The 14052-nt window shown below is 72.1% G+C and carries 13 protein-coding genes; 5 read left to right on the forward strand and 8 right to left on the reverse strand.

Annotation, left to right across the window (positions count from 1 at the left end):
* Positions 1-255: 255 nt before the first annotated feature.
* From AB0D32_RS10715 to AB0D32_RS10740, 6 genes are all read right to left on the reverse strand, one after another.
* Complete coding sequence (locus tag AB0D32_RS10715) at positions 256-1437, reverse strand: ROK family transcriptional regulator (protein WP_357087546.1); 1182 nt, start codon at positions 1435-1437, stop codon at positions 256-258.
* Between the two features lie 27 nt (positions 1438-1464).
* A complete protein-coding gene (locus AB0D32_RS10720) occupies positions 1465-2724 on the reverse strand; it encodes an ABC transporter permease (RefSeq protein ID WP_357087548.1) in 1260 nt (419 codons plus the stop codon).
* A complete protein-coding gene (locus AB0D32_RS10725) occupies positions 2721-3545 on the reverse strand; it encodes an ATP-binding cassette domain-containing protein (protein WP_357087552.1) in 825 nt (274 codons plus the stop codon). Before AB0D32_RS10725 ends, AB0D32_RS10720 begins: the two co-directional genes overlap by 4 nt.
* Positions 3546-3650: 105 nt before the next feature.
* Positions 3651-4751 carry a sugar ABC transporter substrate-binding protein gene (locus AB0D32_RS10730; protein WP_357087554.1) on the reverse strand — a complete coding sequence of 367 codons (1101 nt, stop codon included), beginning with the start codon at positions 4749-4751 and terminating at the stop codon, positions 3651-3653.
* 207 nt (positions 4752-4958) lie between these two features.
* Entirely contained in the window at positions 4959-5438 is a 480-nt protein-coding gene (gene ybaK / locus AB0D32_RS10735) for a Cys-tRNA(Pro) deacylase (RefSeq protein WP_357087557.1), read from the reverse strand.
* A gap of 50 nt (positions 5439-5488) precedes the next feature.
* On the reverse strand, positions 5489-6712 hold the full coding sequence (locus AB0D32_RS10740; RefSeq protein WP_357087560.1) for a methyltransferase domain-containing protein: 1224 nt from the start codon (positions 6710-6712) through the stop codon (positions 5489-5491).
* Positions 6713-6961: 249 nt separating this feature from the next.
* On the opposite strand from AB0D32_RS10740, the gene groES reads away from it, so the two are divergent.
* Positions 6962-7276 (forward strand): co-chaperone GroES, encoded by a 315-nt coding sequence (gene groES / locus AB0D32_RS10745; protein ID WP_121399825.1) that lies wholly within the window; start codon positions 6962-6964, stop codon positions 7274-7276.
* Positions 7277-7346: 70 nt separating this feature from the next.
* Complete coding sequence (gene groL / locus AB0D32_RS10750; RefSeq protein WP_357087565.1) at positions 7347-8990, forward strand: chaperonin GroEL; 1644 nt, start codon at positions 7347-7349, stop codon at positions 8988-8990.
* A 201-nt stretch (positions 8991-9191) separates the two neighbouring features.
* On the opposite strand, the gene AB0D32_RS10755 is transcribed toward groL, so the two are convergent.
* Entirely contained in the window at positions 9192-9575 is a 384-nt protein-coding gene (locus tag AB0D32_RS10755; protein ID WP_357087567.1) for a WhiB family transcriptional regulator, read from the reverse strand.
* 253 nt (positions 9576-9828) lie between these two features.
* Here AB0D32_RS10755 and AB0D32_RS10760 point away from each other — a divergent pair, with 253 nt between their 5' ends.
* Positions 9829-10653 (forward strand): helix-turn-helix transcriptional regulator, encoded by an 825-nt coding sequence (locus AB0D32_RS10760; protein WP_357087571.1) that lies wholly within the window; start codon positions 9829-9831, stop codon positions 10651-10653.
* 82 nt (positions 10654-10735) lie between these two features.
* Here AB0D32_RS10760 and AB0D32_RS10765 read toward each other — a convergent pair whose 3' ends face one another.
* A complete protein-coding gene (locus tag AB0D32_RS10765; protein WP_357087574.1) occupies positions 10736-11146 on the reverse strand; it encodes a DUF5319 domain-containing protein in 411 nt (136 codons plus the stop codon).
* 186 nt (positions 11147-11332) lie between these two features.
* On the opposite strand from AB0D32_RS10765, the gene guaB reads away from it, so the two are divergent.
* The gene (gene guaB, locus AB0D32_RS10770) at positions 11333-12895 is read left to right on the forward strand and encodes an IMP dehydrogenase (protein ID WP_357087576.1); all 1563 of its coding nucleotides are present in this window, start codon (positions 11333-11335) and stop codon (positions 12893-12895) included.
* A gap of 28 nt (positions 12896-12923) precedes the next feature.
* On the forward strand, positions 12924-14042 hold the full coding sequence (locus tag AB0D32_RS10775; protein WP_357087578.1) for a GuaB3 family IMP dehydrogenase-related protein: 1119 nt from the start codon (positions 12924-12926) through the stop codon (positions 14040-14042).
* The last annotated feature ends 10 nt before the right edge of the window (positions 14043-14052 follow it).

The following is a 14052-nucleotide window of genomic DNA, read 5'->3' on the forward strand; positions in this document are numbered from 1 at the left end:
CCTGTTCCGCTGCGGATGCTTCTGACCAGGGTTACTTCGTCGCGCCGGCCGGGCCAGCCGTTCATCCCTGCGCCCCTTTGCTCTGCATGCACCGACGCACCAGCCACCCTCGGTAGCTGGTGCGGCAATGGGTGCAGAGCAAAGGGGGCGAGGTGGGTGGCCGGTGGCGGCCGGGAAACTCCCATGCCGACTACCGAGGGTCACGCACGTGTTCGGCGGTCAGGAGCCAGCGCGACGGCGCCCGGGGCCGCCGGGTCATCCGGCATCTAGGGGGTCGGCGAGCAGGCGTTCGAAGGCCAGCTCGGCGGCGCCGATGAGGGCCGCGTCGTCGCCGAGTTTCGGGGTACGCAGCCGGACGTGCTCCAGGCAGGCCGGCAGGGCGACCGAGTTGAGCCGGCTGCGCACCTGGGCCGCCGCCGCGAGGTAGAGGTCCCGCATGTTGCCGCCGAAGATGACCATCTCAGGGTTGAAGATGTTCACCAGGTTGGCCACCCCGAAGCCGAGCCAGTCGCCGGCCTGGCGTACCGCCGTCTGGGCCCGCAGGTCGCCCCGGTCGGCGGCGTCGAAGACGGCCAGCAGCGCGTCGCGGCCCCGCGCGTCGGAGCGGCCGGCCGCGCGTAGCAGCGCGTGCTCGCCGATCTCGGTCTCCCAGCAGCCCCGGGAGCCGCACTCGCAGGGGGCGCCGTCCCGGACGACCACCATGTGCCCGACCTCGCCGCCGTAGCCGCCGTGCCCGGTCAGTCGCCGCCCGCCGGCGATGATGCCGGCGCCGACGCCCACGTCCCCGTACAGGTAGATGACGTTGTCGCAGCCGGCCGCCGCGCCCCGGGCGTGTTCGGCGAAGGCCGCCACGTCGGCCACGTTGCCGACCGTGACGGGCACCTCGCAGCCCAGTTCGGCGCCGAGCGCCGCGCCGATCGGCTCGTCCACCCACCCGGTGGTCGGGCCCAGCCGGACCAGCCCGTCGTCGCGGCGCACCATGCCGCAGACCGCGACGCCCGCGCCGACGCAGACGGCGTCCGCCGGCACGCTCTGCTGCATCTCCTTGACCGCCCCGGCCAGCATCGGGGCGGCCTCCGCAGCCGTCAGGCCCCGGGGCCGGTCCAGCTCCCGGCGGTCGAGCACCGCGCCGCCGAGACCGATCCGCGCGGCCCGCAGCCGGTCCACCTCGATGCTGTACGCGTACGCGTGCACCCGGTCCGACTCGGGCCGGACGACCAGCGACGGTCGCCCGGCCCTGCCGGTCTCCTTCGGTGCCCCCTCGCTGACCAGCCCTGCGCCGGCCAGGTCGGCGGTGAGCGCGCCGATGGTGCTGCGGTTGAGCCCCAGCGCGGTGGTGAGTTCGGCACGGGTCGTGGCCCCGTGCACGTGCACGTACCGCAGCAACGCGCCCAGGTTCTGCCGACGGATGTCGTCCTGGCTCGGTCCCGCGCGCATCGCTGTCGTCACTTCCAGTGCCGGTGCTCAGCGGTTGCCGGTGGCGGTGGAACGCCGGCGGGAGAACGCGTCGACGCTCGCGGCGAGCAGCAGCACCACGCCGGTGACCACGTACTTCACCCCCGAGCTGTATCCCATCAGGCCCATCCCGTTGTCGATCACCGCGACCACCGCGCCACCGAGGACGGCGTCGAGCACCCGGCCCTTGCCGCCGAAGAGGCTGGTGCCTCCGATGACCGCCGCGCCGACCGCGTAGAGCAGTACGTTACTGCCACCCGTGTTCGGGTCCACCGAGTTGGCCCTGCTGGCGGCGACGATGCCGCCGACGGCCGCCATCGAGGAGCAGATCACGAAGACCGAGATGCGGATCCGGTCCACGTTGATGCCCGCCCGGCGGGCCGCCTCCTTGTTGCCGCCCACCGCGTAGACGTGCCGGCCGTAGCTGGTGCGCTGGAGCACGAAGGTCCAGAAGACCAGCAGCACCGCGATGATCGGCACCACGATCGGCACGCCCTTGAGCGAGCTGATCACCACGTTGCGGCTGCGCTCCAGGTTGAGGATGAAGACCGCCGCACCGAGGATGAGTGCCAGCCCGCCGATCCGGGCGAACACCACCGCGACCGGGTCGGTGACCAGCCCCCGGGCGGCCCGCGTACGGTGCCGCAGCAACTGCACGGCCGCGTAGCCGGCGACCGCCACGGCGGCCAGCAGCCAGCCGAGGACGGGGGAGAGGTTGCGGTTGGCGATGGCCACCAGCACCTCGTCGCGGACCGAGATGTTGGTGCCCTCCTCCATCAGCATCAGCACGATGCCCTGGAAGGCGAGGAACCCGGCGAGGGTCACCACGAAGGAGGGGATGCCGATCTTCGCGACCAGGAAGCCGAGGGTGGTGCCGATCGCCACGCCGGTGACGATCGCGGCGAGCACGGCCACGTACCACGGGTGGCCGAGCACGGTGACGACGTTGGCGAGGATGGCGGCGCAGACCCCGCTGGCGAAGCCGGCGGAGAGGTCGATCTCGCCGAGCAGCAGGACGAAGACCAGCCCCATCGCGATCAGGGTGACCGCGGCGCCCTGGGTGAACAGGTTGGCGAAGTTGCCGGCGGTGAGGAACGACGGCCGCATGATCGAGAAGACCGTGCAGAGCACGACCAGGCCGAGCACGGCGGGCAGCGCGCCGATGTCGCCGCCGCGTACCCGGCTGACGTAGTTGCGGACGTGGCCACCGAGGGTGGGCGGCGGTGTGCCGGCCACCGGGCCGTCCTTGTGCACGACGGTGGTGCTCATCGGGCGCCTCCTGGGTTGCGGTCGGCCGGCTCCGCGCCGTGCCCGTTGCCGCCGTTGGCCGGCTCGGCGGCGAGCCCGAGCCCGCCGGAACGGCCGGCGGTGATCAGCTCGACCACCTGCGAGTGGGTGATTTCGGTGGTCTTCACCTGGGCGACCATCTGGCCGAGGTAGAGCGCGGCGATCCGGTCGGAGACGGCGAAGACGTCGTTCATGTTGTGCGAGATGAGCACGACGGCCAGGCCGTTGTCGGCGAGCCGGCGGACCAGTTCGAGCACCTGGGCGGTCTGCGCGACGCCGAGCGCGGCGGTCGGCTCGTCGAGGATGACGAGTCTGCTGTTCCAGAGCACCGCCTTGGCGATCGCCACGGTCTGGCGCTGGCCGCCGGAGAGGCTGGAGACGTGCTGCCGCAGCGACTTCACGGTCCGTACGCTCAGCCCGGCGAGGGTGTCGGCGGCCATCTGCTCCATGGTCGGCTCGTCGAGCACGATGCCGCTGCGCTTCTCCCGGCCGAGGAACATGTTCTGCACGATGTCGAGGTTGTCGCAGAGCGCGAGGTCCTGGTAGACGACCTCGATGCCGAGCGTGGCGGCGTCGCGGGGGCTGTTGATGTTCACCGGGCGGCCGTCGAAGTGGAACTCGCCGGCGTCGGTGGGGTGGATGCCGCTGATGCACTTGACGAGGGTGGACTTGCCGGCGCCGTTGTCGCCGACCAGCGCGGTCACCTCACCGGAGTGGGCGGAGAAGGCGACGTCGCGCAGGACCTGGACGGGACCGAAGCTCTTGTCGATCCCGCGTAGTTCCAGCAGGGGGGTTGCGGACACGGGGGTCTCCTTCAGGTGGAGGGGAGGTCTCGGGTCCCGTCCGGCGCGAGCCGCCGCCCGGCACAGGGTCCGTGCCGGGCGGCGTGCGCGTGGATCGGGTACGGGTCAGCTGATGCCGGCGTCGGCGCAGAGCTTGGCGTACGCCCCGCCGCACACCTCGTCCCTGGTGACGAAGCCGTCGGCGATGACGTCCTTGACGTTCTCCTTGTAGATCGGCTTCGGGGTCAGCAGCACCGCCGGGACGTCCCGGCCACCCTCCGGGTCCTTGACGGTCTGGCCGGTCTCCTTCCTGTCGCCCTTGGCCACCGCGATGGCCAGCTCGGAGGCGGCCTTCGCCTCCTCCCTGATCGCCTTGTAGACGGTCATGCACTGGTCGCCGGCGAGGATGTTCTGCAGCCCCTGCGGAGTGGCGTCCTGGCCGGTCACCGGGACCTTGCCGTTGAGCTTGTTCTTCTTCAGCACCGAGATGGCCGCGTTGCCGAGACCGTCGTTGGCGGAGAGCACGCCGTCGATCTTGCCGCCGGTCTGGGTCAGCATCTGCTCGAAGATGGTGGCGGCCTGGGCGTTGTCCCACTCCGGCACGTTCTGGTCCGGGCCCTTCGTGTACTCCTTCGAGTCGAACTTCGGCTTGAGCACCGAGTCGTACCCGTTCTTGAAGAGGGTGGCGTTGTTGTCGGTCGGCGAGCCGTTGAGGTAGGCCACGACCGGGTTCTTGGCGCCCTTGTCGGTCAGGCACTTGCTCAGGCCCTCGCCCTGGAGCTTGCCGACGGCCTCGTTGTCGAAGCTGACGTAGTAGGTGGCCGAGCCGCCCAGCGTGAGCCGGTCGTAGTCGATGGTCGCCACGCCCTGGGACTTGGCCTTGTCGAGCACGGCCTTGCCGGTGCCGGAGTCGAGGTTGACGATCATCAGGGCGGTCACGCCGTTGGTGATCATCTGGTCGGCGATGGTCTGGAACGCCGTCTTGTCGCCCTGGGCGTTCTGGATGTCGTAGTCGACGCCGGCGGCCTTGAACGCCTCCTCCAGGAACTTGCGGTCCGCGCCCTCCCAGCGGGCGGAGGACTTGCTGTCCGGCAGGATCACGCCGATCTTCGGGGCCTTGTCGCTGCCGCCGGCCTGGTCACCACTGCCGGACTCGTCGCCACAGGCGGCCATGCTGCCGGCGGCCAGCAGGCCCACGGCGGCGAAGGTGAGGAAGCCCTTGCGCATGTGCAGGGTCCTTTCGGGGGTGGGGGGAGACGTTTGGTTTGTTGTGTCCGGCAACGTATTCCGCGTCACACTGCGGGCACAAGAGTGCCGAGGTGGCGAGTTTGTTGTCGGCAGTAACAATTCAGCAACGTCCCTGTCGCCTGTCTGGTCACCTGCCCGGCCGCCCGCGCGGGAGCGCTCTCCCGTCGACGGTGCGGGCGGCGCAGCTCAGCGGGCGGACAGCGGGGCGGTGGTCGCCCCGGTGAGAGCGAGCAGGTCCTGCGGGGCGAGCTGCAACTGAAGCCCGCGCCGGCCCGCCGAGACGTAGACGGTCGGATGGTGGAGCGCCGACGAGTCGAGCACCGTGGGCAGCCGGCGGCGCTGACCGAGTGGGCTGATCCCGCCGCGTACGTAGCCGGTGGCCCGTTCGGCCACCGCCCGGTCGGCCATGGCGGCCCGCTTGCCGCCGACGGCCGAGGCGAGCGCCTTGAGGTCCAACTCGCCGGTGACCGGCACGACCGCCACGGTCAGCGCGCCGTCGACCTCGGCGACCAGCGACTTGAACACCCGCTCCGGCGGCACCCCCAGCGCCGCCGCGACCAGCGCGCCGTAGTTCGGCGCGTCCGGGGACACGTCGTACGGATGGGTGCTGTGGGCGATCTTCCGCTTCGTCAGCAACGCGGTCGCCGGAGTGCCCTGTCCCGCCATGACCGTCAAGCTAACCCGGGGCGGTGCGGCCCGCGAGCCGAAAAGGGCTGCTACCCGACCGGCCGGCAGACCAGCACCGTCGGTGCCCCGGCGACCCGGGTCAGCACCAGGCTGGCCCCCTCGTCGCCGGCCAGCCTCAAATCCCGCCGGAGCTTCTCCGGCTCCAGCGCGGACCCGCGCTTGAGGATCTCCACCCGTCCGACCCGGCGCTCCCGCAGCAGCGCCCGCAGCCGCTTGAGCGAGAACGGAAGCACGTCGGTGACCTCCAGGCAGCGGGCGAACGGGGTCGGCGCCGGGGCGTCCGCGTAGAGGTAGGCGATGCTCGGGTCGGCCAGCGTGGCGCCCAGCGTGTCGGCCAGCTCCGCGACCAGGTGCGCGCGGACCACCGCCGGGTCCGGGTCGTACAGGAAGCGGCGCGTCGGTCCGACGGCCGCCTCGGCGTCCCCGGAGCCCGTCAACTCATAGGAAGCGCCCCCTCCTCTACCAGAGGCGTCAGGAAGGTGCCCTTCCTTACCGCGCAGCAGGGTGGCTCGGCGGGGGGTCTCGGCGAGTCGGCCACACCACAGGGCCGCCTCGACCAGGTCGCCGTCGACGCTCACCCACTCCGCCTCGGCGCCCGCCGGGATCAGCGCGTGGTCGATGCCGGGCGCCACCTTCACCACGGTGTACGGCACCCGCCCGGCCAGCCCGACGACGAAGTCCCAGGGCGGGGAGTAGGCGTTCGGGTCGAAGATCCGCCGCCCGGTGCCCGCCTTCCGGCGTGCCGGGTCGCAGAACACCCCGTCGACCCGGCTCACGTCGAACGCCGTGGCGTCGCCGCACTCCACCGTGAACTCCTCGGCCAGCCCGGCCGCCTCGGCGTTCGCGGCGGCCATCGCGGCGGTCACCGGGTCGGCCTCCACGCCGTACACCCGGATGCCGGCGCGGGCGGCGGCGAGCGCGTCCGCGCCGAGGCCGCAGCCGAGGTCGGCGAGGGTGCGCACCCCGGCGGCCCGCAACCGCTCGGCCCGGCGTGCCGCGACGACGCCCCGGGTCGCCTGCTCCAGCCCGGCGCGGGTGAGGAACATCCCCGCCGCCGCCGGCCCGAACTTGCCGACCGCCCGGCGCCGCAGTTCGGCCTGGGTGAGCGCCGCCGCCGCCAGGCCGGCCGGCAGCCCGGCCGAGCGGAGCGCGGCCGCCGCGGTCAGCGGATCGCCGCCGGCCACCCGCGTGGCCGCGTCGAGCGCGGCCGACCCCTCGGGCGTACGCAGGGCGGCGAACTGGTCGGGATCCACCCGGTCATTGTGGTCGGCGGGCCCGACGCGCCGGCCGGCGGGTTGGCACTCTCCTTGACGGAGTGCTAGCCGAGGAATAACCTGCGATTAGCACTCTCACCCCGAGGGTGCCAGCTTCCGGGCCCCGTGGTCCGGTTGCTGAACGCCAGGCGGACCGGCACCCGCGACGACGGCCCCGCCCGGTGGCATGTGGCAGATTGACGCTGGTCGGCTTGCCGGCCAGTAACGAAACCAGTACCCCAGGAGGGTATGCCCGTGACTACCGCGACCAAGGTTGCGATCAAGCCGCTCGAGGACCGGATCCTGGTCCAGGCGAACGAGGCTGAGACCACCACGGCGTCGGGCATCGTGATCCCCGACACCGCCAAGGAGAAGCCGCAGGAGGGCACCGTCCTCGCTGTCGGCCCGGGCCGGATCGACGACAAGGGCAACCGGATCCCGGTTGACGTCTCCGTCGGCGACACCGTCATCTACTCGAAGTACGGCGGCACCGAGGTCAAGTACGCCGGCGAGGAGTACCTGGTGCTCTCCGCCCGCGACGTCCTCGCGGTCATCGAGAAGTAAGCAACCGATCAGTGTCGTCGCCCCGGTCCGGCTCGCCGGGCCGGGGCGACGACGCTTCGAAGGGACATTCATGGCGAAGATCCTGAGCTTCTCGGATGACGCCCGGCACCTGCTCGAGCACGGTGTCAACGCCCTCGCGGACGCGGTCAAGGTCACCCTCGGCCCGCGCGGGCGCAACGTCGTCCTGGACAAGAAATTCGGTGCGCCCACGATCACCAACGACGGCGTGACCATCGCCAAGGAGATCGAGCTCACCAACCCCTACGAGAACCTCGGTGCGCAGCTGGTCAAGGAGGTGGCGACCAAGACCAACGACGTCGCCGGCGACGGGACCACCACCGCCACCGTGCTGGCCCAGGCGATGGTCCGCGAGGGCCTGCGCAACGTCACGGCCGGCGCCAACCCGGCCGGCCTCAAGCGGGGCATCGACGCGGCGGCCACCAAGGTCTCCGAGGCGCTGCTCGGCCGCGCGGTCGAGGTCGCCGACAAGGAGTCGATCGCGCACGTCGCGACGATCTCCGCGCAGGACGCCACGATCGGCGAGCTGATCGCCGAGGCGATGGAGCGGGTCGGCCGCGACGGTGTCATCACCGTCGAGGAGGGCTCCGCCCTGCACACCGAGCTGGACGTGACCGAGGGTCTCCAGTTCGACAAGGGCTTCATCTCGCCGAACTTCGTCACCGACGCGGAGTCGCAGGAGTCGGTCCTGGAGGACCCGTACATCCTGATCACGACGCAGAAGATCTCGGCGATCGAGGAGCTGCTGCCGCTGCTGGAGAAGGTCCTCCAGAACAGCAAGCCGCTGCTGATCATCGCCGAGGACGTCGAGGGCCAGGCGCTGTCGACGCTGGTGGTCAACTCGATCCGCAAGACCCTCAAGGTCTGCGCGGTCAAGGCCCCCGGCTTCGGCGACCGCCGCAAGGCGATGCTCCAGGACATGGCGATCCTCACCGGCGCCGAGCTGGTCGCCCCTGAGCTGGGCTACAAGCTCGACCAGGTGGGCCTGGAGGTGCTCGGCACCGCCCGGCGCGTGGTGGTCGACAAGGAGAACACCACGGTCGTCGACGGCGGCGGCCAGGCGAGCGAGGTCGCCGACCGGGTCGCGCAGATCCGCAAGGAGATCGAGGCCTCGGACTCCGACTGGGACCGGGAGAAGCTCGCCGAGCGGCTGGCCAAGCTGTCCGGCGGCATCGCGGTCATCAAGGTCGGTGCCGCGACCGAGGTCGAGATGAAGGAGCGCAAGCACCGCATCGAGGACGCCATCGCGGCGACCAAGGCCGCGGTCGAGGAGGGCACCGTTCCCGGCGGTGGCGCCGCCCTGGCGCAGATCCTCCCGGTGCTCGACGACGACCTCGGCTTCACCGGTGACGAGAAGGTGGGCGTCTCGATCGTGCGCAAGGCGCTGGTCGAGCCGCTGCGCTGGATCGCGCAGAACGCCGGCCACGACGGCTACGTCGTGGTGCAGAAGGTCGCCGGCAAGGAGTGGGGCCACGGCCTCGACGCCGCCGCCGGCCAGTACGTCGACCTGGCGAAGTCCGGCATCGTCGACCCGGTGAAGGTGACCCGCAACGCGGTCACCAACGCCGCGTCGATCGCCGGGCTGCTGCTCACCACGGAGAGCCTCGTGGTGGAGAAGCCGGAGAAGGCCGAGCCGGCCGCCGGTGGGCACGGCCACGGCCACGGTCACGGCCACCAGCACGGCCCGGGCTTCTGACCCTCGCCGTACGCCTCGTCGGGGTGCACCGTCCGCGTGACGGTGCGCCCCGACGCCTTTAAGCTGGACCACCGGCCGGTCGGGCCGTCGGAGGCACCCGGTGGGGAACCCGCCGCACCGGACCAGCCGGCGGTAGAAACGCCGCGACGCCGCGTCCCCGGGCGGGGACGCGGCGTCGGTGTGGTCTCGTGGACCGCCGAGTCAGGCGATCTTGCGTTGGGCGGGGACGGTCGACCGGTGCGACTGGCCCAGGCGGGCCTCCAGCCGGGAGACGTCGACCCGGCTCTGGCGGCGGTCGGCCAGATCCTCCCAGCCGACGGCGAGCAGCCGCAGCCGCTCCGACTCGCTGAACCCGCCCCACACGCCGTACGGCTCGCGGACGGCGAGGGCGTGCGCGGCGCACTCGGCCCGGACCGGGCAGGCGCGGCAGACAGCCTTGGCGCCGGACTCCCGGCGTAGGCGGGACGAGCCGCGCTCGCCGTCCGGGTGGAAGAACTGCGCACTGTCCCGGCCCCGGCAGGCACCGAGCCGCTGCCAGTCCCAGAGGTCGACGATGGGTCCGGGCAGTCTGCGTACGTTCGACATCAGCACCCCTCCTCCCGCGCGGCACCGCGCAGATCCTGGTGAATCGGCGTCCGGGCGACGGTCCGCGCAGGCGCGCCGTTTCCGGCCTGGGACCTCCGTACCCGGGCTGTCGTCGGCTCACACACCTGTTGATCGAAAACTTCCGGCAAGTGGCGGCATATGTCCTAGTTGTCGGAAAAGTTCGGAGGATTGCCCGAACCCCCTCGCGACCCGACCCGCTCATGGTCTGCTCTTGTGCGGAGAGGAGACCACTGTGCGTACGGTTCTCGTGTGCGTTCGGACACCGCTCGCGGCGCAGCATCTGGCGTCCGCGGCGGCACGGCTCGGATTGTCCGCCGTGGTGCGGACGGCCGTCTCCGATCCCGAGGTGATGTTGCGGCTGGCCGAGCGCCCGGCGGACGTGGTGCTCGCGGACACCGCCCTCACCCGGCCGGACAGCGCGGGCTTCGTCCGTCGGGTGCTCGCCCGCGCGCCGCAGGCCTCGGTGCTGCTGCTCGGCACGGAGGAGTCGGAGGCCGCCGCCGCCACCATCAGCGCGGGTGCCCGGGGCCTCATCCAGGGCGTCGACCACGACCTGACCAGCGCGGTGGCCAAGGCGCTGCTGCTGCTCTCCGCACCCGGCCGGGCGACGCGGCGCCGGATCACCGACCCCGCCCGGGACACGGCGGCGGTCGGCGGCCCCGTCCGCACCACGCCGGCCGGCAGGCCGCCGGCCGAGCCGGGTGCCACCTGGTCGGCGACGGCTCCCGACGGCCCGGGCGGCGCCCCGACGGTCGTACCGTCGCAGCGCGGCGACGACCCGGCCGAGGCCGGCGACGAGCCGGTGGAGGCCGCCCCCACGGGACGGCGGGGCGGATCCGGCGGGCGCGGCGGCCGGTCCCAGATCGGGCTGACCGAACGCGAACTCCAGGTGCTGCTGGGCATGGCGGAGGGCAAGAGCAACGCCGAGATCGGCCGGGAGTTGTTCGTCTCGGAGGACACGGTGAAGACCCACGCCCGGCGGCTGTTCCGCAAGCTCGGTGCCCGGGACCGCGCGCACGCCGTGGCGGCCGGTTTCCGCGCCGGCCTGGTGGCCTGAGCGCGCAACCGACGTGAGGCACTCCGTGCCCGCCTCGGTGGCCGCAGCGGCCGGTGGCCCCCGACCCGGGCGGCGACAGGCCTCAGCCCTCGGAGCCGGGCTCCTCGTCGCCGCCCTCGGTCAGGGTGTCGTGCACCCCGTCGGCGTAGCCACGGGCGTAGTCCCAGGTGACGTAGTGGTCCGGGTCGGGGTCGTAGGCCGGCTCGTGCACCCGGGGGCGCCCCGAGCTGAGCAGATGGCGCAGGTTGCCCCGCAGCAGGTCCCAGTCGAAGTAGTGCGGCTCCCGGCAGTCCTCACACTCGATGACCAGCCCGCGCACCCCGATCGGCGCCAGCAGCGCCTGGTAGATCTCCAGGTCGGCGAGATCCTCCAGCACGTCCTGTCGCTCGACGTCCGTCAGCGGGTCGAGCGGGGCGTCGTCGCCCGGATCGTGCAGGCCGGCGGCCGGATCAGCCGGGTCGCCGTTGAAGGGGTCGATGGGCTCGTCGTGCACCCCCTCACCGTAGACCCAACGCCAGGGCCGCGTCCGCCCCCGGCCACCGGTGACCTGCGCCGCCACCGGCCGGAGTCGGCCCAGGTCGGTGGGTACGATGGGACGACGCGCCCGTCACCCGGCGTGTGCCGGTGCCCGCCCGCGCCACCTCGCTGAAGCCCGTCCGAGCAGCTCAGGGGAGCAATCGTGGAATTTTCGCCCAGCACCGATCTACCGGCTGGCGCTGACAGCGGCGAACTGGGCGGCCACCTGCCCGAGCTGCCCGCCGGCTCCGCCCGGGTGGTCCCGCTCGGGTTGACCTTCGACGACGTCCTGCTCCAGCCGGGCGAGTCGGACGTGGTGCCCAGCCGGGTCAACACGGTGACGAAGCTGACCCGCAACGTCAGCCTGTCCATCCCGCTGCTCTCCAGCGCGATGGACACGGTGACCGAGGCCCGGATGGCGATCGCCATGGCCCGCCAGGGCGGCATCGGCGTGCTGCACCGCAACCTCTCCCTGGAGGACCAGGCCCTCCAGGTCGACCTGGTGAAGCGTTCCGAGTCCGGCATGATCACCAACCCGGTGACCGCCAGCCCCAGAGACACCCTGCGCGACGTCGACGCCCTCTGCGGGCGTTACCGCATCTCCGGCGTGCCGGTCGTGGACGGCGACGGCCAGTTGGTCGGCATCGTCACCAACCGCGACATGCGCTTCGTCTCCGACCCGGCCACCCCGGTCCACGAGATCATGACCCGCACCCCGCTGATCACCGCCCCGGTCGGGGTGAGCAAGGACGACGCGCTCGACCTGCTGCGCCAGCACAAGGTCGAGAAGCTGCCGATCGTCGACGACTCGGGCCGGCTGCGCGGGCTGATCACGGTCAAGGACTTCACCAAGAGCGAGCAGTACCCGAACGCCACCAAGGACGACGCCGGCCGGCTGCGGGTCGCCGCCGCCGTCGGGGTGGGCGACGACGCGTACAAGCGGGCCCGGGCACTGGTCGACGCGGGCGTCGACGTGCTGATCGTGGACACCGCGCACGGCCACCAGCGGGCGGTGCTGGACATGGTCCGCCAGCTCAAGAAGGACGTGACGATCGACATCGTCGGCGGCAACGTCGCCACCTACGCCGGCGCCAGGGCGCTCGTCGAGGCGGGCGCCGACGGCGTGAAGGTCGGCGTCGGCCCGGGCGCGATCTGCACCACCCGGATCGTCGCCGGGGTCGGCGTACCGCAGATCACCGCGATCATGGAGGCCTCGCGCGCCGCGCGGCCGGCCGGTGTCCCGGTGATCGGCGACGGCGGCATCCAGTACTCGGGCGACATCGCCAAGGCGCTGGTCGCGGGCGCCGACACGGTGATGCTCGGCAGCCTGCTGGCCGGCTGCGAGGAGAGCCCCGGCGAGCTGATCTTCATCAACGGCAAGCAGTACAAGGCCTACCGGGGCATGGGCTCGCTCGGCGCGATGCAGTCCCGGGGCCAGGGCAGGTCCTACTCCAAGGACCGCTACTTCCAGCAGGACGTGCTCGCCGAGGACAAGCTGGTCCCCGAGGGCGTGGAGGGACAGGTGCCCTACCGGGGCCCGCTGTCCGCGGTCGCCCACCAGCTCACCGGCGGGCTGCGCGCGGCGATGGGGTACGTCGGCGCGGAGAGCATCCCCGAGCTGCACCGCCGCGGTCAGCTCATCCGGATCACGGCGGCCGGGCTCAAGGAGAGCCACCCGCACGACATTCAGATGACGGTCGAGGCACCCAACTACCACTCCCGCTGATCATCCCCTGCGACAACTGGAGTCCCCCATGCGTGACGTGGTCGAGATCGGGCTGGGCAAGACCGCGCAGCGCGGCTACCACCTGGACGACATCGCGATCGTGCCGAGCCGCCGGACCAGGGACGTCGACGACGTCTCCACCGCCTGGCAGCTCGACGCGTACCCGTTCGGCATCCCCTGCGTCGGGCACCCCTCCGACGCGACGATGAGCCCGGCCTCCGCCGTCCGGCTCGGCCAGCTCGGCGGTCTCGGCGTGCTCAACGTCGAGGGCCTGTGGACCCGCTACGAGAACCCGGCCAAGGTCCTGGAGGAGCTGTCCGGGCTCGACGAGGACGCCCGCACCACCAAGCGCCTCCAGGAGGTGTACGCGGAGCCGATCCGCCCCGACCTGATCGCCGAGCGGGTCCGCGAGCTGCGTGCCGGCGGCGGCACGGTGGCGGTGCGGGTCTCCCCGCAGCACACCCTGGCGCTGGCCCCGGTGATCCTCGACGCCGGCGTGGACATCCTGGTCATCCAGGGCACCATCGTCTCCGCCGAGCACGTGTCGACCACCGACGAGCCGCTCAACCTCAAGGAGTTCATCGCCGACCTGGATCTCCCGGTCGTGGTCGGCGGCTGCACCGACTACAAGACGGCGCTGCACCTGATGCGTACCGGCGCGGCCGGCGTGATCGTCGGCATCGGCGGCGACGAGTGGTCCACCACCGAGTCGGTGCTGGGCATCCGGGTGCCGATGGCGACCGCGATCGCCGACGCGGCGGCGGCCCGCCGGGACTACCTCGACGAGACCGGTGGCCGGTACGTGCACCTGATCGCCGACGGCGACATCCAGACCTCGGGCGACATCGCCAAGGCCCTCGGCTGCGGCGCGGACGCGGTGATGCTCGGCGAGCCGCTGTCGCTCTGCGCGGAGGCACCGGCCGGTGGCGCCTGGTGGCACTCGGCCGCCAGCCACCCGTCGCTGCCCCGGGGCGCGTTCGAGGCCGCCGGCGAGCCGCTCGGCTCGATGGACCAGTTGCTCTTCGGCCCGGCTGACGAGCCGGACGGCCAGCTGAACCTCTTCGGCGGGCTGCGCCGCGCGATGGCCAAGTGCGGCTACCGCGACCTCAAGGAGTTCCAGAAGGTCGGCCTGGTCCTCGACCGCTGACCTGCGCAAG

The sequence above is a fragment of the Micromonospora sp. NPDC048170 genome, from assembly GCF_040652795.1.
Classification (GTDB): domain Bacteria; phylum Actinomycetota; class Actinomycetes; order Mycobacteriales; family Micromonosporaceae; genus Micromonospora.

Bases quoted from the DNA above. Each gene is read 5' to 3' on its own strand.
- AB0D32_RS10715 (WP_357087546.1), bottom strand. From the start codon at position 1,437: ATGCGCGCGGGACCGAGCCAGGACGACATCCGTCGGCAGAACCTGGGC.
- AB0D32_RS10720 (WP_357087548.1), bottom strand. From the start codon at position 2,724: ATGAGCACCACCGTCGTGCACAAGGACGGCCCGGTGGCCGGCACACCG.
- AB0D32_RS10730 (WP_357087554.1), bottom strand. From the start codon at position 4,751: ATGCGCAAGGGCTTCCTCACCTTCGCCGCCGTGGGCCTGCTGGCCGCC.
- ybaK (WP_357087557.1), bottom strand. From the start codon at position 5,438: ATGGCGGGACAGGGCACTCCGGCGACCGCGTTGCTGACGAAGCGGAAG.
- groES (WP_121399825.1), top strand. From the start codon at position 6,962: ATGCCCGTGACTACCGCGACCAAGGTTGCGATCAAGCCGCTCGAGGAC.
- groL (WP_357087565.1), top strand. From the start codon at position 7,347: ATGGCGAAGATCCTGAGCTTCTCGGATGACGCCCGGCACCTGCTCGAG.
- AB0D32_RS10755 (WP_357087567.1), bottom strand. From the start codon at position 9,575: ATGTCGAACGTACGCAGACTGCCCGGACCCATCGTCGACCTCTGGGAC.
- AB0D32_RS10775 (WP_357087578.1), top strand. From the start codon at position 12,924: ATGCGTGACGTGGTCGAGATCGGGCTGGGCAAGACCGCGCAGCGCGGC.